Raw genomic sequence first — 18,871 nt, forward strand, 5'->3', positions numbered from 1 at the left:
AATTTTTCAACTTCATCATAAAGATTGCCTTGATTCTTTTTTAATGTGATTACATAATCTGCTGATTTCTCCGTGATTAACTTCACAATCTCTTTCTGGCAACCAATGGCATCAATTGTCACGATACATCCAGACAATTCTAATACTTTTAATAATTCCGGAATTGCTGTAATTTCATTTGATTTAGAATTTACCTTTACCTGTCCCAATACTAATTTATTTGTAGTTGCCCAAGCACTTACCATTTGGATTGCACAAGAATCATTACTCTTATCATATGAACCACATAAAGTTTTCCCATCAATTGCAACTACTTCACTCGAAGTTATTGTCTGTACTGATTTCATCCAGTTTAAAAAACATGACTGAAATTGCTGCGGATTCAATTGTGCAAATACTCGCGCAAAAGTATCGTGTGATGGTATCCCATTTGGTAACTCCAAAAACGTTTTTAACCACTCAAACTTCGTACAGCCATATAATTCAATTGCTACCCAGCTATCTGCTCCACAGATTACTGCACAAATCGCAATAGTCAAAATATCAATTAACTTGTGTCGCTTTGTGCGATCTATTCGTGGGTCTGACATTTGTGCGAAGTGGTCAGCAATGGTAATTTTGGGCTTAAGCTTCACGCTTTCTTACGGCTTTACTCTACTTTCACTATGACTTTACCATCAATACCCGATCGCTTAACCTCCCTGACACAAGCGACTAGGCTTTTTTTAGTAAACATGTACTACATTTAGATGCGTTCGCCCTGCCTGGTATACCAAACGCGTGTTGTACACCTTGCTGGTATAAGATATCAAATATATGCGGTGCTAGTTGGGGCATCTTTTACCTCCCCAAAGGCTGTTTTTTCAGAACCGACTATCAGCAGACAATTAATTTCAAGCTTCTAAGGGACTTCCAAATAAAAAATATCCCCCTGTTCACAGTAATCAGTCAACAGTCATCAGTCAAAAACTTCAACCCGAATAATTTATTTCTGAGAGTAGGGGCGGGTTAATAAATATTGTTTTTGATCAAGCGAGGATATTTGTGAACCCGCCCCTACTATTTGTGCATGGTACCGTCAGGCATAATTGTCCCAGTTAAAAAGGCTTCACTCATATCGGTTGCATTTAAATTTGCCCCAGTCAGGTTTGCCTCACTCAAATTCGCCTCACTTAAATCAGCACCACTCAGGTCTGATTCTCGCAAATCAGCTTTCCACATCCTAACTCCGCTCATTTTGGCATCACTTAGGTTCACACGCTGCAAGTTCGCCGCGCTGAGTGATGCCATGTGCAAAGTAGCATCACATAAGTCTGCATCACAAAGATATGCACCACTGAGGTCTGATTCGTTAAGGTTGGCTGTTGTGAGTGTAGCTTCACGCAAATCAGCGCCACTAAAAATCACTTCAGACAAATTTGCATGTTCTAGGTTTGCACCTTGAAGATTTGCTTTACATAGATTAGCTCCACTCATGGATGCTTTTGCTAGGTTAGCACCTCTGAGGTCTGCTCTACCAAAGTCTATGCCGCCTAAGTTAACACCCCGTAGGTCAGCTTTTGGTAAGACAATACCGTGGAAGTTCCTTTCTCCTGCTGCGTATCGATTGAGAAGTTCTTTAACATCCATAGCCTTAAGTTTTCAGTAAATTTAGTTGGAACGCTTTTAACGCTGCTGTAGTCACAATCGTTCGTCAATATCCAACGCCGTTAGGGGGTTCTCTTGGTCTATCCATGAAATCTGCGCTTCTAGTTTGTCACAACACTCACGTACTAGACGCAAACCGGCATCTAATGGAAGTTGAGCAGTAGTAGGGATAAACTCTTGCAATATTTCGGCTTCTATTGTCTGATAGTGATCAAGGTCTTGGCTGAGTTTTGCCAGAAACTTTGCTCCTTCACCAGTGTCTCTCATGGCAAACTGCAAAATTGAATCGACGTAAGCCTTAACTTTGGGGTTTTTGACTCCTTCTGTAGCTGAGGTATAAAGCAATTCACCATTAAGATACTCAAAATCTGGTACATACAGGCGATCGCCTACTAATTCAAATATCTGCATTCCCTTGGTTGGTCTAACTGTTAACTTCTCACTCCTGACTCGATGAGCCGCGTTTACCATCAGTGTAATTACAGCTAAAATTACCGTTGGATAGTTACTATCTATACACCTTATTTCCACAGTGCCCAGTTTGTTGAGTCTAACTGGATTCCAAGCTGACTTGAGTAAGCTACCTCCCGCTTCTAAAAACAGGTGACGTTCGATTCCCGCTTTTTCCATCGCTTGCAGCCAAGTATAGTAGCGAGCAAATTGCTGTTCAACTAAACTCTCTACACTAAAAGCATAAGACATAAGTCCGCCAACAGGTTGTAAATTAGTGTAAACTCCTTCCCAGCCGAAGGTTTCGCTACCTCGATAACGAATTGTGTGTGCAGCTAGCCCGATCGCTTGTCCTTCATAAAAGGGACAGGCCCGTGTCAGGGAAATGAGTGCTGAGTCGCAAGCTGTAGCTAAATTGTAGATATTGAGTAGTTCTTCTCGCTCTAGTGATGTCGAATTGTAAGCAACTGCAACACGAGGGTCAATTACCCCAGGTGGGACTTCCAAATGCAAGTGTGTACCAGTACATTTGCCAGCGTGCAAAAATTTATCATAGCCAACAGTCCGCGCTTGGATATGATAATTAGGGCGATCGCGCATCACTGGCATGATGTGCAAAGGGTAGCTAGACAAAGGGTAAAGCCGTAAACCCATATTTCGCGCCGCAGCGAGTGCTAATTTGAGATTTTTGAGGTATTCTCTGGCTAGTTACGTAGTAGTGTAGGCAGGATGTGTGTTAATTTTTACCATACTTTTGACGAACTCCGGCACAAAGTAATTTGGGTTTAAACCTTGTGCTTGGGCCATTGAGTGACAACCTTGCAAAAACTCATCAGCGCGATCGCTCAGATGACCCATTTCATCTACTAAAAAAAACTCTTGTTCAAGACCGATACGACGCTTGACTATCCCCATTCCCTTTTACCGAAAATCTGGGTTTAAAGCCCCGTCCTTCGAGGACGGCTTTTGATTTGTAGTATGATGATTTTATCGTAAATAGCAACGATAAAATATGCTCATCTACGAAATGAAGCTACAAGGAACAAACAATCAGTACAGGCAGCTTGATCAAGCTCTCCGTACTGGTCGTTTTGTGCGAAATAGCATCATTAGAGCATGGATGGATGGCGAAGTAAAAAGCCGCAATGATGCTTATGCTTATTGCAAGGTATTAGCTGATAATCCTGATTTTCCTTGGGCGAGTCAGTTAAATTCAATGGCTAGACAAGCTCATGCAGAAAGAGCTTGGGCATCAATTGAAAGATTTTATCGTAATTGTAAAGCCAAAACAGTAGGTAAAAAGGGGTTTCCAAAGTTTAAAAAAGAGCAAGTCAGAGCATCAGTTGAATACAAAACTTCTGGATATAAATTATCAGAAGATAGACGTTATCTAACATTCACCCATGGGTTTCAAGCAGGTACTTTTAAACTTTGGGGAAGCCGAGATTTGCACTTCTATCAACTCAAGCAAATCAAAAGACTTAGGGTAGTTAGAAGGCATGACGGCTATTATGTACAGTTCCTAATTGACCATAAAAGGGAGGAGGACAAGGATTTAACAGGTCAGCAAGTTGGCTTAGATGTTGGCTTAATTCATTTCTACACTGATTCTGTTGGTAATAAAGTAGACAATCCCAGATTTTTGAAAAAAGATGAACGTAAGCTTAAAAGGCTTCAGCGTCGTTTATCTCGGACTCAAAAAGGTAGTAAAAATAGAGTGAAAGCCAGAAATAGATTAGGTAGAGCGCATCTTAAGGTATCACGCAGACGTAACGATTGGGTATGTAAGTTAGCCCAGCGCGTCATCCAATCTAACGACTTGGTAGCAGTTGAAAACCTACGAGTGCGTAATATGGTTAAAAACCACCATCTAGCCAAATCAATCAATGATGCTGCATGGTACAGATTTAGAGAATGGTTAGATTATTTTGGCAAAGTTTATGGCGTTCCAGTGATTGCTGTAGAACCTAAATTGACAAGTCAAAATTGTTCTAATTGTGGCGAAAAAGTAGTGAAAACTTTAAGTACTAGAACTCATCAATGTCCTCATTGTCAGTACAGTGCGGATAGAGATGAAAACGCAGCAATCAACATTTTGAAATTAGCTCTAAAACAATGGGCAAATACTGTTGGGCAAACAGAAATCAACGCCTCTGGAGAGACTGATCTCTGCTTGTATGGGGAAACTCATTCAAGTAAATCAACTCGCACAAAGAGGAAAACCAATCAGCGATGATTGGAATCACCCTCGTTGAACGAGGGTGAGGATGTCAACTGAGATAGTGGGTAAACCATTGACTCGCCAACTGTGCTACTGCTGCTAATGTACCTGGTTCCTCAAATAAATGGGTGGCTTCGGGAATAATCTCCAGGCGTTTTGGCGATCGCAACTGCGCCAATGCATCCTCATTCATTGCAATCACTGGCAGATCGTAACCTCCAACAATCAATAATGTTGGCGCTTTGACATCAGGTAAGACTGAACCAGCTAAATCAGGTCGTCCTCCACGAGAGACAATAGCCTGCACCGCCTCTTGACGTTCTGTGGCTGCAACCAAGGCTGCACCGGCTCCTGTACTTGCGCCAAAGTAACCTATTTTGAGGTTACAAGTCTCTGGGTATTGTGCTAGCCAATCTGTAGCGCCAACTAACCGTGATGCCAACAAAGCAATATCAAAGCGCAAATGTCTTGTTCGGAGGTCAATTTCTTCCTCCTCAAGAGTGAGCAAGTCAATTAATAAAGTTGCTAGTCCCGCCTGTTGTAAGACTTGAGCAACATAGCGATTGCGGGGACTATGACGGCTGCTACCACTACCATGAGCAAATAAAACTACACCTGTAGCACCTTCTGGAATCACCAAATTGCCTTCTAGCTTAACTTCACCTGCTCTCACCGACACGAGATATTCTTGGGGGTTCTGTGTTAATGTCCTATTCATGATCAATTAATTACCAATTACCAATTACCGATTACCAATTACCAATTACCAATTATTCAGTCATTCGCTATCAGCAGTTTTTGCCTTGTCAAGAGTTCACATACTTCTGCGTCGGTTGTTTGCTCAAAATCCTCATACCAAATACCGATCGCATACAAATCTTCTGGCATGATCACACATACAAGCTTATCTACTTCTGTTTGCAGTTCTTCACAGGTGGATGCTGCTGCAACTGGAACAGCAACCACCAGTTCGCGGGGCTGTTGCTTTTTCAAAGTTGCGATCGCTGCGCGGATGGTAGCACCTGTAGCAATCCCGTCATCTACCAGAATAATTGTGTGATTTTTGACTTTTGGTAGCGGACGATTACCCCGATAGGCGAGATTACGACGGTTTAATTCCTGCATTTCTATTGCTGCTACCTGATCAATAGTTTCTTGGGGAATCCGCAACCAATCTACAACATTCTCATTAATTACACGTATTCCTCCCATTGCTAACGCACCCATCGCTAGTTCTTTATGTCCCGGTACACCTAGTTTCCGTACTAGGCAGACATCTAATGGTGCATTAAGTGCCTTGGCTACTTCAAATGCTACAGGCACACCGCCACGGGGAAGCCCTAATACTAAAACATCTGGACGATTAGCATACTCTGCTAACCGGGCAGCTAATAGTTTACCGGCTTCCGTCCGATTACGGAATCTTTGCCACATGCTTTTATACCTCTTTGTTAAAATAAGTCACTAATTGAACCATCAGATTTAAATCGTTGAATAGCAGTAGCAATTAAAGGTGCGATCGAAACAATTTTTAATTGCTGCCAGTCGCTTTCTTTAGGTGTTACACTGTCGGTGACAAAAATAGCTTTGATACGGGAGCAACGCGATTTTCTGAAGTCGGGTAAAAACGAGTGAAAATGCTCCACCCCAAGGTCAGGCGATCGCTAAAATATAGATTTTAGCAGAATGTATAAAATGTTTAGGCACTGCTGGGATTAAGGAGAGAATCGAAAATAGAGTTACAAAAATTGTCCCAACTGCCAGCTATCAATTGACATCGTAGATGTAACATAATCTCTGCGTTATCTATTAGCCAAAATTTACTGTTTCCCTTCATACGTAAGTTAACAGCCTGACGAATTAAACTTTCGACTGCACCACTACCAAGCGGTAGCTGATGAGCGGCAACTAGATGATAGTTTAACAGCCGACGACGATAAGCTTTGAGAATATAATTGCGCTCTCGCACTAAAATTTTACAACGCTCTCCTGTTGCTGTAAAAATAAATTCATCCATGTTTCTCATTAAATTGAGAGATTTACCTTGCTTGAGAAGATGACGAGCTTTTTTAAACCACGATTGCCTTTCATTATCACAAGGAAAAGCAGTATCAGCAAAATTTTGTAAATGTGAAGCAGCGTGATAAAAATCTAATAACTTATAAGTGGCAGGGGAGCATTTCACTTTCTCTAATAAAGGTGGAATATGTTTCCAAATCCACTCAGCCCCATCAGCCACTAACAAAACCTCTTTAGCTTGACTTATTCCCAAATTGACGAGATACATTTCTAGTATCTTGAGAAACTCTTCATAACCTAAATATGTGCCATCATTGGTAATAGGTAGAGATGATGTCCTAATTTTTTTACCATGCTCATCCACTGTATAAATAGTTAATAATTTTGACTCAACCCATTCTCCAGTAAAGCCTAGACGATTAGTCTTGAGCTTACGTTTACCTTTTTTATTAATCCTGACTCTCGTTCTCCCTCCATCTACGGCAATGACAACACGTTGGTCTTTGAAAATATTAAGAGTAGATAAGGAGCCAATCTCTAAACTTGATAATTTAGATTGACGTAAATTTATACCAATCTTACCAAAATGATATGTGATGCGTTCTATTCGCGTTCTTACTAACGTTTATTCCCCAATCTGTTAAAATAGCGCGTGCAGCTTCAAACGAACTAGCAATTGCACCATATTTTGTAATTGTTGCCCAAACATGGGGCGTTAATCCTTCTTCTATTCCTAACCATTTGAGAAATGGGCAGAATCCTAACTTTAAATATTTACCTTTTTGATGTGATTGTTTGTTACGCTCAACTATATATGGTAAGGAAAGAGTTACTTTGATATTTCCAACTGTTAATATATGTCTAACATAATTGCCATGTTTTCTCATTGATTGATTTGACTTACTTTCTGTTTGACTGATTGCTGTATCTAAAGCTGATTGAGAGTTAGACAGTTTATTTAATAAAACTGCTACACATTCTCCTGCCAAAGTTAAGGCTATATTCCTAATTTCTTCTTCTCTGGCTTTAAAAGTCTGAGCCGACCATTCACTTAAATTTGTTATGTCTAAAAGTTTCGTAACTTTTTCTTTAAAGTTTGACAATAATGTGCTTAAATCTCAACTCAAATGTTTATTCATGAAGTGTAGTCATTCCCTGTTTTGATATCAAATCTCAAAACTTTTACTCCAAGGGAATCCTACACTTTTTTTTGTCTCCATCATAAAATTAAACAATCACAACGATAAATCTCTCTCAGTATTACTGAGGTATTCAGCTATCTAACGGGTATCTATTTTACTCATCTATTGAACTATCGCTCCTAGCGATCGCCTGACCTTGGGGTGGAGCATTTTCACTCGTTTTTACCCGACTTCAGAAAATCGCGTTGCTCCCGTTTAATTCCTCGTGCTAGCCCGCGTCAAGCTGACTTAATAATTTTGGCAGGCACTCTCAACATGAAAATGTCTCAACCCACAAGGCGGCTTTACGAACAAATGCCTGAGCCGAAGTATGTGATTGCGATGGGAGCCTGCATGATTACTGGAGGTATGTTTAGCGCAGATTCTCCTACTGCTGTTCGAGGGGCTGATAAAATTTTGCCTATCGATGTTTACATACCTGGTTGTCCTCCCCGCCCAGAAGCGGTTATCGATGGTATTATCAAGCTTCGCAAAAAAATATCTAATGAATCAATGCAAGAGCGTAGCAAGATCAGGCAAACCCATCGCTTCTATAGCACGACGCATCAAATGAAACCTGTACCTCGTGTTTATACAGGTAAATATTTGCGTAGACACGAAGTGGCTTGTCGCCAGACATCGCCTTCTTGGGAAAAACCTCCTCAACAGTTGTTAGAAGCAATGGGAACCCCAATTCCGCCTGCAAACTGTCAATCAAAAGCAGGAGTTGTAGAGACGCGATTAACCCTTGTCTGTTTCGATTAGCGATCGACTGAACCCATAATCACGTCAATACTGCCTAAAATTGCCATAATATCGGCGACTTTCACTCCTTTAAGCAAGTGGGGTAAAATTTGCAAATTAGTGAAATCAGCAGTGCGGATTTTCCAGCGCCAAGGAAAGACGTTATCATCGCCAATTACATAAATGCCTAACTCACCTTTGCCACTTTCAAGGCGGACGTAGTTTTCTCCTTTGGGAATTTTAAACGTAGGAGCAATCTTCCTGGCAATGTACTGGTAATCAAATCCATCCCATTCAGACTTGCGCCCAGCTGCTAGGCGTTTAGCTTCAAGATTTTCGTAAGCACCACCAGGAAGCCCGTCAAGCGCTTGACGGAGAATTTTCACTGACTCCGCCATTTCCCGCATCCGCACGAAGTAACGCGCCAGAACATCACCGCCTGTTTCCCAGCAAATATCCCAGTCAAAATCGTCATAGCATTCGTAGTGATCAACTCTCCGCAAGTCCCAAATCACTCCAGAACCTCGCAGCATCGGCCCGGAAAGACCCCAGTTAATCGCTTCATCCCGGCCAATGACACCAACACCCTCTGTTCGCGCCCGAAATATTGGGTTATTTGTTAATAGTCGGTCATATTCAGTTAATTTGTTGGGGAAGTAATCGCAAAACTCGCTGCATTTAGTTACCCAACCGTAAGGCAAATCGACGGCTACGCCACCGACACGAAAGTAATTATTATTCACCATGCGGTAGCCAGAAGCAGCTTCCCATAGATCATAAATCATCTCCCGTTCTCTAAATATATAGAAAAAGGGAGTTTGAGCGCCTAAATCTGCGGCAAATGGCCCAAGCCAAAGTAAGTGGTTAGCAATACGATTTAGCTCTAGCATGATAACGCGGATGTAGCTGGCGCGTTTAGGAATTGGAATACCAGCTAACTGTTCCACAGCGTTAACTGTGATAGCTTCATTCATCATTCCCTCAGCATAGTCCCAGCGACTAACATAAGGGACATACATTTGGATGGTGCGGTTTTCGGCAATTTTTTCCATGCCACGGTGCAGGTAACCAATTTCCGGTTCGCAGTCGATGACATCTTCCCCATCTAATGTGACAATCAACCTCAAAACGCCATGCATTGAAGGATGATGCGGCCCCATGTTAATCGTCATGGGTTCGGTTTTAGTTTCTATTCTTGACATAAATGAATTATTTACTCTTTTTATAAGGGCAAAATAGAATTCAGGACTCCTGAATTCTGCTGTGATTGATTCTGACTTCTGAATTCTTCAATTGAAATTTTGTAGGCTCTCCTAGACTAGTTATAACTAATTAATACTTGATATCAGGTTAAATCCTTACATAGTAAGGGATTCAAGAGGAGCAAAGTATATTTTTATTAAATATTTGATTTGATTTTATACAAACCTTGTTATATCAATCGTTTGAGCCGTTTTTTAGTGTTAATTTATCAACCGAAGTCTGGGAAAGCCATTTTGTATTAATTTCTATCTTCTTTAGCTTCATTCAAAATATCAATTGGAAACTCACCTACTCTATCAGAACCAGGAGGCAATCCGTGAGGATCTAACACACCTTTAGGTAAGTAAATTAATTCTCTAAGTGGTGTCACCATCGGATCATCGGTAACTTTATAAGGTAGCCTTCCCATTGCTACGTTGTCCATGTTTAACTGATGGCGGTCATAAACGGACATATCGTATTCTTCAGTAAATGACAGACAGTTTGTCGGGCAGAATTCGACACAGTTGCCGCAGAAAATACAAACTCCAAAGTCAATACTGTAATGCTTGAGTTCTTTTTTCTTTACCTCTTTATTAAATTCCCAATCTACTACGGGAAGATTGATAGGGCAGACTCGTACACAAACTTCGCAAGAGATACACTTGTCAAATTCAAAGTGAATTCTACCTCGGAAGCGTTCAGAGGGAATGAGTTTTTCGTAAGGATATTGAACAGTAATCGGACGACGACGCAGATGGTCAAAAGTTACTGATAATCCTTGCCCAATATATTGACCCGCTTGAATGCTTTTATTAACGTAATCAGTAACTTGTTTGAGGAAGTTAAACATGAGTAAATTATTTTCTGTTGATAATGCTATTAATTAGCACGGTAATAGCTCTCGTCAGCTATAACTTCTCTCAAATGGAATACTCTACGGTTAAGTTTAATAGTAGCTAAAAATACAAAATTTTTCAGCAATTATATTTATACCAATTCATAATTAGTGAGGGCATATTGCAATGTGTTAGCTGTTAATCAAAATTTATGCCAAATTCTCTAAGGCGATCGCAATCTCACTGTGTATTTCAATAATACAGGAATTCGCTATAAAAGTTGTGTATAAATTAATAACCACAGCCTCAAGACTGAGCGGAGGTTTGCTTTGAAGCCTTTTTGGGGTCTTGGCAACTTTTGGTGATCTTGGCTGGGGGAAGGCAGAGGGCAGAAGGCAGAAGGCAGAAGTCAGAAAGATATAATTGAGATACGTCAAACTTCACTCCATCAAACATTTGAGGGATAATCCTCAGCTTGGTTATGTCAGTGCTAAGTTATCTATTGCCAGATTCAGCAAACCTGAAACTGGAAAATTGCATTCTTGACGAGATAAAAACTCAGATAAATTTGATTGTTTCCGCAATTACGAGAGTAGTTAATTGTCCAGTTTGCAACCAACCAACTCATAAAATTCATAGTCGCTATGAGCGAAAGTTAGCAGATTTACCCTGGGCTGATTACAGCATTACCTTACAATTAAGGGTACGGAAGTTTTTTTGCATTAATAAGTTGTGTAAACGGCGCATTTTTGCAGAAAGGTTGACCAATGTAACCGCACCAAGGGCTAGAAGAACTCTACGTTTAGCTCAACGACTAAGTGCGATTGGTTTAGCTAATGGTGGTGCAGCAGGGGTAAGGCTCTCGGAGCAATTGGGGATAAAAGTTTCTCGCAACACACTGTTAAATTTAGTCCGCTCAATCCCACTGCCACCAATCGTAACGCCACATACTCTTGGGGTAGACGACTTTTGCTTTCGTAAATGTAAAACTTACGGCACGGCACTAATTGATCTAGAACGTAGTAGACCAATTGCTCTACTAAAAGATGCCTTGGCTGAAACCTTGGCAGAATGGTTAAAAGCCCACCCTGGTGTCAAAGTCGTCTCACGAGATCGGTCAAAAACTTATGAAAGTGGTATTCGTCAAGGCGCGCCAGAAGCCATTCAAGTTGCAGACCGTTTTCACTTATTGCAGAACTTATCTCAAACGCTCTATCAAGTCTTTGGTATTCACGCCAAAGTACTTAAAGAAGTGGAAAAACAAGTATTTAGTACTGATACCAAAGTGCATTTAGAGGTGGAAACAGCACTAATTGAAGGCATTCGGGAATTGGATGGGGTATGTATCCCCATCCAATTGCAGACCACTGAAATTCAAAACGAGTGTGGGGATGTTAAACCCTTTTTGGCAGAGAATACAGACGGATTGACTGCACAGGAAAACCCTCAAACCAACATTCTGCCGTCTGCCGTCTGCTTTGTGCCTTTCCCCGATAACCTTTCCATGATTGCTGAGACTAATAAGAGTCCAGTTGTGCCAAGGTTTCCCCAAAACACATCTTTAAAAAGAAAAGTTCAATCCGCCAAAGCACGGGATAGACGGAGGGAAATCCATGAACAAGTTTGGAGACTGCGGTCTATTGGCTTATCAGGGCTAGCAATCGCTCAAGAGCTGGGAGTTTCTAAAACTACCGTATTCAATTACTTGCGTAGCTCAACTTTTACCGAACGTCGTGAACGTAGTGACCACGGTCTGAGTCTTCTCAACCCTTACCATGATTACCTCAAGAGTCGCTGGAATAGCGGGAACCACAACACCCAAGAACTGTTTGAAGAAATTCGCACCTGCGGCTATATCGGTGGTTATGCCACGGTCGCTCGCTTCACTCGTTATCTCAAGACCTTGCCCGGATTTGAGCCAGCAAAGTGTTCAAAGAAAAACGTGTCCCCCAGGGTGAGTTCTTCCTCCCATCGTCCTCTCACCCCCAGTCGCGTCACAGCTTTAGTCTTGCGACGACCAGAATTAATACAGCCTAATGAGCATGAAATCATCGCTCAACTACAAACAGCCCATTCTGATTTGAAGTCAGCTATTGAACTAGCTCAACAGTTTGCATCTGTTGTGCGTCAACGTCTGAGCGAGCAGCTCGATGCTTGGTTAAACAAAGCTAAAAACAGTTCGGTTTCTTTGTTGCGCTCCTTTGCTGTTAGTTTAGAGTCTGACTACGATGCTGTCAAAGCAGGTGTAACTATGTCAGTCAGCAATGGCCCCGTTGAAGGGCATATTAATCGACTGAAAATGTTAAAGCGGCAGATGTATGGTCGAGCCAAGATAGACTTACTAGAACGACGATTTTTGTTGGCTATTTGAGGAGAAAATTTTCACAATTTACACTTGGTTATATGAGTTATAGAAATCAGTTTATCTGGCAAAGGGCGGTTCAACTTGCTATCAATTGTTATAAATTTACCCGCCTATTTCCTCAGTCAGAATTGTATGGTTTAACCAGCCAAATCCGACGTTCTTCTGTATCTGTAGCGTCCAATATAGCTGAAGGCTATGGTAGGCGTTCCAAGCCAGAATATATCCAGTTCTTACATATTGCGTTAGGTTCTTTAAGAGAACTTGATACGCAATTAATCATTGCCAAAGAAGTAGATTTAGCTGATAAAGACCTTTTCACTCCTGTATTGAATGAGGTGGAGGAAATGCAAAGTATATTAGTTGCTACTTTAAACAAACTCAAGGGTTGAAATTATTACTTCTACTCTTCCGACTTCTGCCTTCTGCCTTCTGCCTTCTGCCCTCTGCCTTCCCCCAGCCAAGATCACCAAAAGTTGCCAAGACCCACATTATACTTTAAGTGACAAAATTCGCTGATGTAACTAGCATCATAACTACTCAGCTTGAAGTCTAGTGGAGTCAGCTGATCAATCGGTTGTGAAACAACAAAAACGCCTGTGCTGATTCCATTTGAATCCAGTATGGGGGTAAGACCATTTTCTATAGTAGTCATAATAAATTTAATTCCTTTTATCTTTGAATATTTTTGACATCAAAATTTGGTTTTTCAACTTCAGTGAATCATCTCAATGGTCACTTCTAAAATCAGAATTAGATATGAGATTAATAGAAAGATTTGGTTGATTTGAAAGCTAAAAATATTAAACAAGTTCAAGCATCTCCAAAAAATAATACTTTCTGGAAATACTGAGAAACTATAGTATATAAAATTACTATTTTTTGCAATAAGTATTAATGCGCCGAAATGAAATTATTTCATTTTAGATGAATGACCTAAAATTCATTGTTATCAATAATCAAATGGTATATTAATTGACTAAGATTAAGATTAAATTAAGACTTCAATATTTTTTGTTGACAATTCAAACTTATGAATTACTTAGAGCTTCAGTACTATTTGACACATACAAAGTACTTTTGTAGTCTATTTAACAATAAAAAAATTTTATTCCTTCAGGTAGATGTGCAAATCACAAAGATAAATAACGCAACCTTGCACTATCAGCATAAGATGTGATTTTTGTACCTTTGGATAGTTGCACATCAACTGAGACACAACTACTTCAGCATTTATTGTTGCTAACTAGCAGATGCCTCTTCAGTTTGCGGTTGGTCATCATTGGGACGCACAAATACTGGTGGTTCAGTGGTTACAGCAACTAAATCATCGCTGGAAAAACATATGGACACTCGTCCAGCTTCCAATGGAATCTGAAATAAAGTTCGGCTTCCAGTGCCTTGGACTCGACTCAAAATAGTTCCTAATAAACTGCGAAGCAGAGGTGCATCAGACTTTAGAACTAAAGTATACTGATGTCCACCACTTAGTAGCAATTTTACAATTACTTCAGTTTGTTGGGTGGTAGCTTCAGATTCACGAGAAACACTAGTCGTTACCATATGATACCTCCAAAAATGTAATTTCTACAGATTAAATTAAGTTAAATACAGAAAATTGGCAGAATAGCTGTGCTGATTTTTGCATAGCCAGTTATCCCTTTTCTAAGGGAATTTGCTGCTACAACACTGTACCATGAATCACTTATTTTTTTGTGGGATGAAGAGAAGAAAATAAAAATTAATAGCTCAAAAAGTTCTCTGTTTGTCAAAAAATATGATATTGCAGTTTTCGTTGGTGTGAAGTACAAAAGCTATGGGTTTTCTGACTTTTCACGGTAAGTCTTAAAACCCTCGTCGATGCAGGGTGTAGGGGAAATTATGAAAGTTTTACCACACCCCACAGCTCACACCCTGTCCCTTTTTCCAGATAACGTGAAAAGTCAGATTTTGAGTCCTATGTTTTGTACCTCACTTAAAAGCAAAACGCTGTATATTGAGAGAATATGAATAATCAAAACGTACTACAAACAGAATTTGATTTCATTCTCCCCAAAGGCTTGATAGATGCTTCTGGAAAAGTGCATCGTCAAGGAGTAATGCGACTCACAACTGCTAGGGATGAAATTTGTGTACAAAAAGACCATCGTGTCCAAAAAGAACCAGTTTATGGAGTCTTGGTAACACTGTCACTTGTAATTACACGTTTGGGTGAACTATCATCAGTGACACCAGAATTGTTAGAAAATCTCTTTAGCCGTGACCTTGCTTACTTAAGGGAATTTTACAATCGAATTAATCAGCAGGGTAACGCAGATATCCCTGTACAATGTCCCAGATGTAATAATAATTTCAGTGTGGAGTTATCTTTAGCGGGGGAGTAGTAAGCTACCCCTCAGAGCAAATGCATGAGGAGGTAGCTTGTATTGCTTATCACTTTCATTGGTCGTTAACAGATATTCTCAATTTAGAGCATGAGAGTCGGCGGCGCTGGGTAGCAGAGATAGACAAAATTAAACAGCAACACTCGACTTGAGAAGCCACTGCGGTGAGGTAGTACGGTTTCTGTACACATACTCCCAATTATAAGTAATAAGCGCGAACATGATATTACACAAGCGTAGGAATGTACGATTTGTGGCGATCGCCACCCGCTGCGAATCTTCTTCCCTGTTGGCTCCTACTTAGGTGATCTCAAATTTTCTTTTTTGGAAGAAATAAAAAGTTTTTAAAGCTGGATGATTAAAGCCGGAATTATCTGGTGAATCAATGTAATTGTTAGCAAATAAGAAAATCAAAATTTCAGGAGATAAAATTTCATGTCACTAGAGCAGGTTAATGCTTTTTATGACGTTTTGATATCTGATCAAGCTATTTATAAACAATATTTAAATAAATGTTGTCAGCGAGGGTTTTTCGGCAGTTGTCATTGGGACAAAGCTAAAATTGTCAATTTTGCTACTAATATTGGTTATAAATTTACTGAAAGAGAGCTAGACCAAATGTTGTTTGAAAGTGAGCCAAAATTGATTAAGAATTCACTGAATCTATCAGAAGATGGGCAGTTATCTTATAGTGTTTCACGAAATACTTAAAGGACAGAAATTAGAGCTGATTCGTAAAGAAAATCTAAAGAGAATAAAGCCTTGGTTTACTCAGAATAGCCTACCACCGTACACTGTTGTGTACGGTTACTTTCACGCATTGGCAATCGCTTTGGCTTCTGGCAAAAAATTCACAGGTCTTGTACGTCACCAACTGCGACAAGATTTAGGGCGATCGCAACACTCTACTGTGGCGATTGCCCTGTTGAGCGCAAAATGATGAAAATTTACCTACTTCAGCAACAATTCGTGTCAAATTAAATGATTGAGGTTATGGCCTAATACGACTCAATAAAGTTCGTTTATCCTCACATTTTTCAAAATTCAGAGCTTGTTCGTACAAATTATCTAAATAACTACCGATTGTTTCACTATTATGAGCTATGTTAGCCCGTTTTAAAGCTCCTGCACTGAGGAGTTCATAATTTGCGGGTTGTTCAAAAATTTCTCTAACTAATATTTCTAAAATACGCTCAGCTAAATCTTCACAAGTGTCGTCTAAAATTTTCCAATATTCGTCACTGCTATCTTGATGTCTTAAGTTAGTCCAACTTCGCTGCTTGAGTTCTAAAGGAATAACATACCCATTTTTCTTGTGATGTACAAACTCAGGAATAGCACAGACATTTGTTGTGATTGCTGGTGTTCCAACTGAAAAACCTTCAATTACACTATATCCATAAGTATCATGGAGTGTCATCAGCATACTAAAGTGACTCTCAGCCATTAGTCTCATCACAACGTTGTTAGGCTGCTTTCCATGAAATACTACATTATCTAAGCTAGTCAGTAGCTTTAAATCATCTTCATAGAGCTTTTCATTAGGATGATCTGTGTAGACACTCTTCCCATAATTCATCTTAGACACTATATGCATCACTAGAGGTATTCCCGCAGCTTTAGCTTTTTTTGCCAACCTTAAAGCTACCAGCCCTCCCTTTCTGACAAAATCATTCCCAACAAATAAAATTTGCAAGGCTTGAGTTTTATCATAGGTTTTAGCTCGGCTGGCTTGTATGGGAACATTTGGATGAATGACCTCTATTTTTTTAGTAACTTGTTCTAATAAATTCCAGCCTTTGTTGTATTCAATGAATCTCAATTTAGCATAATCAGACATAGCAATAATTTTGTAACAATTATCAAGCGCTAACCTAGTTCGCAATAAATTTGTTATTTGACCTGTACTGTCTCCATATGTGCGGGGTAGTGCTGATTCAAATGTGACTATCCAAGGTTTGTTAGTCAGAGGAATTCTATTAAACGTATGAATTACGTCATAGGTTTGATTAACAGGTAACCAAAACCCTAAGCCATCTAACGGTTGATAGATTTTTCTCAAAGGAAAAAATTTGGTTTTAATGATTTCGTGTCTTGAAACTCTGGGAGAATTAAAATCCATTCCATAATTATCAGTTTGTAAAACTCTAACCATAATTCACTCCAGAACTTAACTGCTGCTACATCTGCCGTTACTTTGCCTTGAGTTCCAGCAATGCGATCTTGAACTCAAACTCAATTAATTATTCAGCTAATACTAAATAACGTGATATTAGTTTATTCATGTGATTTTTCCACATTATCAGTATTTAACTTTGAGCTATATGCTTAATAGATCAAAACAAACTTTTCCTTCTTTATTCAAAAATAATTCTTGCTACTGTTTGTATTTGATTGTCAAAATGCTCTGCTATCAGAATATAGCCTGTTCAATTAGATGGGTTTTATTTATGTGGGCTTGAGTTTATTGAACATGAATAATTATTTATCATTATTCATATGCTAAATAAACATCTTTACTAAAACTTCACATTTTAAAATTATTAAAAATATTTATGTATACCCCAAATGAACATCAACTTCAATTTAACCTTTGCTCAGAGATATTTTGTGATCTGATTAAAAAGTGATATTGCGCTAAATTTAGTTATTTTTTGACAAAAAAGCATATTATTCTTGCCAAAAACACAATTATTGCTTTTGGGTAAAAACAATCATATTATAGCTAATCGTACTGAAAATGACATAAGTTAAGTTATTTTTATAATCGAAGCTAAAGACATTTTTTCAAAAGCAACAATCAAGCTCATAAAGTCTTTATATAATACTGTTAACTGTATTTAACGCAATTTAAAAGAGAGCATATTTTGTCAATACCTATTTGGATATAAATAATTTTTGTCAATACCTCTTTGAGCATAAATAATTTTATATCCCTTTATTTATGTCTATTAAAACAGGTTTATAACCTTGATTATATTCATTTAGCTGAATATAATTTGCATTATTAATTGAGCTACAAAAGCTTCACTTTTGCAAAAACAACTTACCTAAAAAGTAAGTATTGAGAACACAATTATGGCAAATAGTATTATTTTTTCGGAGTTACATACCGTTGGCTATCAACTTTTTCAAGATTCGGAAACATTTCTCAATGACCTCAGCGAGATAGATTCTATGGCTGTATATGGTGGTGGTGTAACTGCTTGTGTAACTGTCGGTGTAACTGCTGGTGTAACTGTCGGTGTAACTGTCGGTGTAACCGCAAGTCTAAATACTGGTCTAACTGCTACTCTAACTGCTGGTTTGACTAATAGTCTAACTTCTAGCATTGGTTGGTGATGGCAGCAGATAATGCCATATTAGGCGATCGCTGTTTGATTTATCTTAGCGCACAGACTCAAACATCGCCTTGTTCTGACTACAAAAAACGAAAAATTAAGGGGTAGCGGTAGGGTACATTCGGTTCTTTCAAAACCCTGATGATAGCAATAATTGGCATAATCAGACTAACTACCCACAACACAATCAACAATACAATACCAATTCCCACGAAAACCAGTAATCCAAAAATAACCGCATAGATGTAAAGGTTAATATGGAAATTCAGAGATTCTCTGGCATTTTCTTTAACAACAGGGTCTTCGTTGATTAAAAAAATTGCAATGGGTATGCCAATGGAGACTATGGTAGAACTAAAAAATATGGCTCCATGACTCAGGGCGGATAAAAGCCTGCGTTGCTCGAAGTTTTCCATGCCACCATCGCTCCTACAGAGACGT

The 18,871-nt window shown here is 39.3% G+C and carries 21 protein-coding genes and 2 pseudogenes; 9 read left to right on the forward strand and 14 right to left on the reverse strand.

Translation table 11 applies throughout. The features are described from left to right. The 4 genes from I8748_RS27835 to I8748_RS35430 form a co-directional block, all read right to left on the reverse strand. Window positions 1-635 (reverse strand): ISAs1 family transposase (locus I8748_RS27835; protein ID WP_198127752.1); only part of this gene is annotated, 635 nt, incomplete at its 3' end. A 424-nt stretch (window positions 636-1,059) separates the two neighbouring features. Continuing rightward, the gene (locus I8748_RS27840) at window positions 1,060-1,629 is read right to left on the reverse strand and encodes a pentapeptide repeat-containing protein (protein WP_198127753.1); all 570 of its coding nucleotides are present in this window, start codon (window positions 1,627-1,629) and stop codon (window positions 1,060-1,062) included. A gap of 51 nt (window positions 1,630-1,680) precedes the next feature. Continuing rightward, window positions 1,681-2,751: a glutamate--cysteine ligase gene (locus tag I8748_RS27845; RefSeq protein ID WP_225896570.1), complete on the reverse strand. Its 1,071-nt coding sequence runs from the start codon at window positions 2,749-2,751 to the stop codon at window positions 1,681-1,683. A gap of 54 nt (window positions 2,752-2,805) precedes the next feature. Beyond that, the gene (locus I8748_RS35430) at window positions 2,806-3,012 is read right to left on the reverse strand and encodes a hypothetical protein (protein WP_225896571.1); all 207 of its coding nucleotides are present in this window, start codon (window positions 3,010-3,012) and stop codon (window positions 2,806-2,808) included. Between the two features lie 97 nt (window positions 3,013-3,109). On the opposite strand from I8748_RS35430, the gene I8748_RS27850 reads away from it, so the two are divergent. After that, entirely contained in the window at window positions 3,110-4,333 is a 1,224-nt protein-coding gene (locus tag I8748_RS27850; protein ID WP_198127754.1) for an RNA-guided endonuclease InsQ/TnpB family protein, read from the forward strand. A 34-nt stretch (window positions 4,334-4,367) separates the two neighbouring features. Here I8748_RS27850 and I8748_RS27855 read toward each other — a convergent pair whose 3' ends face one another. From I8748_RS27855 to I8748_RS27870, 4 genes and pseudogenes are all read right to left on the reverse strand, one after another. Beyond that, window positions 4,368-5,036: a dienelactone hydrolase family protein gene (locus I8748_RS27855; protein WP_198127755.1), complete on the reverse strand. Its 669-nt coding sequence runs from the start codon at window positions 5,034-5,036 to the stop codon at window positions 4,368-4,370. Window positions 5,037-5,092: 56 nt separating this feature from the next. Beyond that, window positions 5,093-5,752, reverse strand: a complete 660-nt coding sequence (locus I8748_RS27860) for a phosphoribosyltransferase (RefSeq protein ID WP_198127756.1) — start codon at window positions 5,750-5,752, stop codon at window positions 5,093-5,095. 17 nt (window positions 5,753-5,769) lie between these two features. Further along, window positions 5,770-5,964 carry a hypothetical protein gene (locus I8748_RS27865; protein WP_198127757.1) on the reverse strand — a complete coding sequence of 65 codons (195 nt, stop codon included), beginning with the start codon at window positions 5,962-5,964 and terminating at the stop codon, window positions 5,770-5,772. Between the two features lie 53 nt (window positions 5,965-6,017). Next, a pseudogene (locus tag I8748_RS27870) lies at window positions 6,018-7,440 on the reverse strand (ISLre2 family transposase). A 240-nt stretch (window positions 7,441-7,680) separates the two neighbouring features. On the opposite strand from I8748_RS27870, the gene nuoB reads away from it, so the two are divergent. Next, window positions 7,681-8,283 carry an NADH-quinone oxidoreductase subunit NuoB gene (gene nuoB, locus I8748_RS27875; RefSeq protein ID WP_318781280.1) on the forward strand — a complete coding sequence of 201 codons (603 nt, stop codon included), beginning with the start codon at window positions 7,681-7,683 and terminating at the stop codon, window positions 8,281-8,283. Here nuoB and I8748_RS27880 read toward each other — a convergent pair. Then, window positions 8,280-9,464: an NAD(P)H-quinone oxidoreductase subunit H gene (locus I8748_RS27880; protein WP_198127758.1), complete on the reverse strand. Its 1,185-nt coding sequence runs from the start codon at window positions 9,462-9,464 to the stop codon at window positions 8,280-8,282. The two genes, nuoB and I8748_RS27880, sit on opposite strands and share 4 nt — an antisense overlap. 299 nt (window positions 9,465-9,763) lie before the next feature. Then, window positions 9,764-10,357, reverse strand: a complete 594-nt coding sequence (ndhI, locus tag I8748_RS27885; RefSeq protein ID WP_198127759.1) for an NAD(P)H-quinone oxidoreductase subunit I — start codon at window positions 10,355-10,357, stop codon at window positions 9,764-9,766. Between the two features lie 467 nt (window positions 10,358-10,824). On the opposite strand from ndhI, the gene I8748_RS27890 reads away from it, so the two are divergent. Both I8748_RS27890 and I8748_RS27895 read left to right on the forward strand, forming a co-directional pair. Beyond that, a complete protein-coding gene (locus tag I8748_RS27890; protein WP_198127760.1) occupies window positions 10,825-12,714 on the forward strand; it encodes an ISL3 family transposase in 1,890 nt (629 codons plus the stop codon). A gap of 32 nt (window positions 12,715-12,746) precedes the next feature. Further along, the gene (locus I8748_RS27895; protein WP_015137800.1) at window positions 12,747-13,097 is read left to right on the forward strand and encodes a four helix bundle protein; all 351 of its coding nucleotides are present in this window, start codon (window positions 12,747-12,749) and stop codon (window positions 13,095-13,097) included. Window positions 13,098-13,171: 74 nt separating this feature from the next. Here I8748_RS27895 and I8748_RS27900 read toward each other — a convergent pair whose 3' ends face one another. Next, on the reverse strand, window positions 13,172-13,360 hold the full coding sequence (locus tag I8748_RS27900; RefSeq protein WP_198127761.1) for a hypothetical protein: 189 nt from the start codon (window positions 13,358-13,360) through the stop codon (window positions 13,172-13,174). 587 nt (window positions 13,361-13,947) lie between these two features. Continuing rightward, window positions 13,948-14,268, reverse strand: a complete 321-nt coding sequence (locus I8748_RS27905; protein WP_198127762.1) for a hypothetical protein — start codon at window positions 14,266-14,268, stop codon at window positions 13,948-13,950. A 443-nt stretch (window positions 14,269-14,711) separates the two neighbouring features. Here I8748_RS27905 and I8748_RS27910 point away from each other — a divergent pair, with 443 nt between their 5' ends. From I8748_RS27910 to I8748_RS36380, 4 genes and pseudogenes are all read left to right on the forward strand, one after another. Then, on the forward strand, window positions 14,712-15,089 hold the full coding sequence (locus tag I8748_RS27910; RefSeq protein WP_198127763.1) for a phage tail assembly protein: 378 nt from the start codon (window positions 14,712-14,714) through the stop codon (window positions 15,087-15,089). Beyond that, a complete protein-coding gene (locus I8748_RS35870; protein ID WP_318781287.1) occupies window positions 15,071-15,241 on the forward strand; it encodes a DUF6760 family protein in 171 nt (56 codons plus the stop codon). Before I8748_RS27910 ends, I8748_RS35870 begins: the two co-directional genes overlap by 19 nt. Before the next feature lie 283 nt (window positions 15,242-15,524). Further along, window positions 15,525-15,800: a Nif11-like leader peptide family natural product precursor gene (locus tag I8748_RS27915; RefSeq protein WP_198127764.1), complete on the forward strand. Its 276-nt coding sequence runs from the start codon at window positions 15,525-15,527 to the stop codon at window positions 15,798-15,800. Between the two features lie 64 nt (window positions 15,801-15,864). Further along, a pseudogene (locus I8748_RS36380) lies at window positions 15,865-16,011 on the forward strand (IS5/IS1182 family transposase); the annotation flags it as partial. A 69-nt stretch (window positions 16,012-16,080) separates the two neighbouring features. Here I8748_RS36380 and I8748_RS27925 read toward each other — a convergent pair. Further along, window positions 16,081-17,211, reverse strand: coding sequence for a glycosyltransferase family 4 protein (locus I8748_RS27925; RefSeq protein WP_198127766.1), 1,131 nt, complete (start codon window positions 17,209-17,211; stop codon window positions 16,081-16,083). Window positions 17,212-18,167: 956 nt separating this feature from the next. Here I8748_RS27925 and I8748_RS27930 point away from each other — a divergent pair. After that, the gene (locus I8748_RS27930) at window positions 18,168-18,431 is read left to right on the forward strand and encodes a hypothetical protein (protein WP_198127767.1); all 264 of its coding nucleotides are present in this window, start codon (window positions 18,168-18,170) and stop codon (window positions 18,429-18,431) included. Between the two features lie 79 nt (window positions 18,432-18,510). On the opposite strand, the gene I8748_RS27935 is transcribed toward I8748_RS27930, so the two are convergent. Further along, window positions 18,511-18,846, reverse strand: a complete 336-nt coding sequence (locus I8748_RS27935) for a DUF4870 domain-containing protein (RefSeq protein ID WP_198127830.1) — start codon at window positions 18,844-18,846, stop codon at window positions 18,511-18,513. Between the last annotated feature and the right edge of the window lie 25 nt (window positions 18,847-18,871).

This window comes from Amazonocrinis nigriterrae CENA67, assembly GCF_016056305.1.
GTDB lineage: Bacteria > Cyanobacteriota > Cyanobacteriia > Cyanobacteriales > Nostocaceae > Amazonocrinis > Amazonocrinis nigriterrae.

Coding starts and splice junctions, on each gene's coding strand:
- I8748_RS27925 (WP_198127766.1), bottom strand. CDS start 17,211: ATGGATTTTAATTCTCCCAGAGTTTCAAGACACGAAATCATTAAAACC.
- I8748_RS27850 (WP_198127754.1), top strand. CDS start 3,110: ATGCTCATCTACGAAATGAAGCTACAAGGAACAAACAATCAGTACAGG.
- I8748_RS27930 (WP_198127767.1), top strand. CDS start 18,168: ATGGCAAATAGTATTATTTTTTCGGAGTTACATACCGTTGGCTATCAA.
- I8748_RS27840 (WP_198127753.1), bottom strand. CDS start 1,629: ATGGATGTTAAAGAACTTCTCAATCGATACGCAGCAGGAGAAAGGAAC.
- I8748_RS35430 (WP_225896571.1), bottom strand. CDS start 3,012: ATGGGGATAGTCAAGCGTCGTATCGGTCTTGAACAAGAGTTTTTTTTA.
- I8748_RS27915 (WP_198127764.1), top strand. CDS start 15,525: ATGTCACTAGAGCAGGTTAATGCTTTTTATGACGTTTTGATATCTGAT.
- ndhI (WP_198127759.1), bottom strand. CDS start 10,357: ATGTTTAACTTCCTCAAACAAGTTACTGATTACGTTAATAAAAGCATT.
- I8748_RS27900 (WP_198127761.1), bottom strand. CDS start 13,360: ATGACTACTATAGAAAATGGTCTTACCCCCATACTGGATTCAAATGGA.
- I8748_RS27895 (WP_015137800.1), top strand. CDS start 12,747: ATGAGTTATAGAAATCAGTTTATCTGGCAAAGGGCGGTTCAACTTGCT.
- I8748_RS27880 (WP_198127758.1), bottom strand. CDS start 9,464: ATGTCAAGAATAGAAACTAAAACCGAACCCATGACGATTAACATGGGG.
- I8748_RS27860 (WP_198127756.1), bottom strand. CDS start 5,752: ATGTGGCAAAGATTCCGTAATCGGACGGAAGCCGGTAAACTATTAGCT.
- I8748_RS27855 (WP_198127755.1), bottom strand. CDS start 5,036: ATGAATAGGACATTAACACAGAACCCCCAAGAATATCTCGTGTCGGTG.
- I8748_RS27905 (WP_198127762.1), bottom strand. CDS start 14,268: ATGGTAACGACTAGTGTTTCTCGTGAATCTGAAGCTACCACCCAACAA.
- I8748_RS27935 (WP_198127830.1), bottom strand. CDS start 18,846: ATGGAAAACTTCGAGCAACGCAGGCTTTTATCCGCCCTGAGTCATGGA.
- I8748_RS27890 (WP_198127760.1), top strand. CDS start 10,825: ATGTCAGTGCTAAGTTATCTATTGCCAGATTCAGCAAACCTGAAACTG.
- I8748_RS27910 (WP_198127763.1), top strand. CDS start 14,712: ATGAATAATCAAAACGTACTACAAACAGAATTTGATTTCATTCTCCCC.
- I8748_RS27845 (WP_225896570.1), bottom strand. CDS start 2,751: ATGGGTTTACGGCTTTACCCTTTGTCTAGCTACCCTTTGCACATCATG.